This window comes from Miniimonas arenae (genome assembly GCF_006351005.1).
GTDB lineage: Bacteria > Actinomycetota > Actinomycetes > Actinomycetales > Beutenbergiaceae > Miniimonas > Miniimonas arenae.
In genome coordinates this window covers 1-1,614 of sequence record NZ_VENP01000122.1, presented here as the reverse complement: position 1 = coordinate 1,614, position 1,614 = coordinate 1, and the positions used below count along the sequence as shown (strand labels likewise).

At 67.1% G+C, this 1,614-nt stretch carries 1 pseudogene; it reads right to left on the bottom strand.

Annotated features, from left to right (window positions below):
* Positions 1–227: 227 nt before the first annotated feature.
* A pseudogene (locus FH969_RS14860) lies at positions 228–1,427 on the bottom strand (ISL3 family transposase); the annotation flags it as partial.
* Between the last annotated feature and the right edge of the window lie 187 nt (positions 1,428–1,614).

Sequence of the window (1,614 nt, the reverse complement as noted above, 5' to 3'; positions counted from 1 at the left end):
GCATATCTGTGATGGGCCACGACCCCGTGAATCTAGATGGGGTCGGACAGTCTCCTGATCAGGTCACCGAGGTGGGCCGGACGGTGCCGGCCGCGCTTCCCAGCGTGGACAATTCAACGGAAGAGCACCGCCGAAGCGGGCCAATTGCTTCGAGAGTCACACGCTGTTCAGCGCGACCGGAACCATCCTGACCAGCCGGTCCCGGACCAGCCAGGTAGACACTCACAGATCGCCTCGGTCGGACCGTTGGATGTGCCGGGGCGGTCGAAGTAGGCGAGCACGTCGGCGGCGCGCTTCTTCAGGGTTCTTCCTAGCTTCGCGACCTCGACCAACGCCTTCGGAACACCGGTACCGAGGTCGTTGATCAGCTGGGCCATCGCCTCACGTGCGCGGCTGCGGTCCTCGGTGCGGTAAGCCGCGATCATGCGCTGGTAGACGCCCCAGGTGGCTTCGACCTCGACATGGCCCTCGTCGGCGAACAGCTGGTTGAGCCGGTCGATCTGTCGGTCGGTGAGCAGCCCGGCACCGGTGTGCAGAGTGCGTCGCGACTTGTGGAGCGGGTCGTCCTTGAAGCCGCGGTGGCCGTGGATCGCGAGCTGGACCCGGCGTCGGCACTGGTCGAGTGCGTCGCCGGCCAGGCGGACGACGTGGAAGGGATCCATGACCGCGACCGCGTCGGGGACCTCCTCGGCAGCGGCGGTCTTGAAGCCGGTGAAGCCATCCATCGCGACCACCTCGACCGCATCGCGCCACGCTTCGGGGCGTTCAGCGAGCCAGGTCTTGAAGGCCTGCTTGGAGCGGCCCTCGACCATGTCGAGCAGCCTCGCGGGGCCGGTGCCGTCGCGGACAGGGGTGAGGTCGATGATCACGGTCACGTACTTGTCGCCACGCCTGGTGTGACGCCACACGTGCTCGTCGACGCCGATCACCGCGACGCCGTCGAACCTGTTCTCATCCTCGATCAGGACGCGCTTGCCTTCGGCCAGCACAGCGTCGTTGGCGGTGTTCCACGCGACTCCGAGGCCCTCGGCTACCCGGGCCACGGTCAGATGCTGAACCACGATCCCTTCCAGAGCCCACCGCAGCCCAGTGCGGGTCAGCTTCGCCCGGGGCTCGGCCGCATGGCTGGTGTCTTGGCGCCACACATGCCCGCAGTCGGTGCACTTGTAGCGGCGGATCGAGACCAACAAGGTGGTCGGCCGCCAGCCCAGCGGCACGTGGGCCAGCCGTCGGGTCACGGTGTCGCGCGGTGCGCCCTGGCAGCCGCAACGTCGACACCAGCCCTCGCTGCCGTCATCGGCGTCGAGAACGCGGCAGGCGAGAACGGCGTGGTCGGGGGCGAGGTGTTGCCCGACGACCTCGAGACCGAGGTCATCGAGGTGGCAGAACTTGGTCAGGTCAGGGAGCGCGAAGGTAGCGTCAGGCAAGTCGAGGTCTTCTGGATGTGTGGCGTAGGAACCTCCATCTTCAGGGGACCTCGACGTCTACCCAGCCAGCGCCCCGCCGACGCCCGTCACACCGTCATCTGTGACACTCCTATTGACTGGAGTCAAGCGGCGGCCGTTTCGCGCTGGGGCAGCAGCACTTCGACGATGAGTGGGTAGAGCTGGCGCA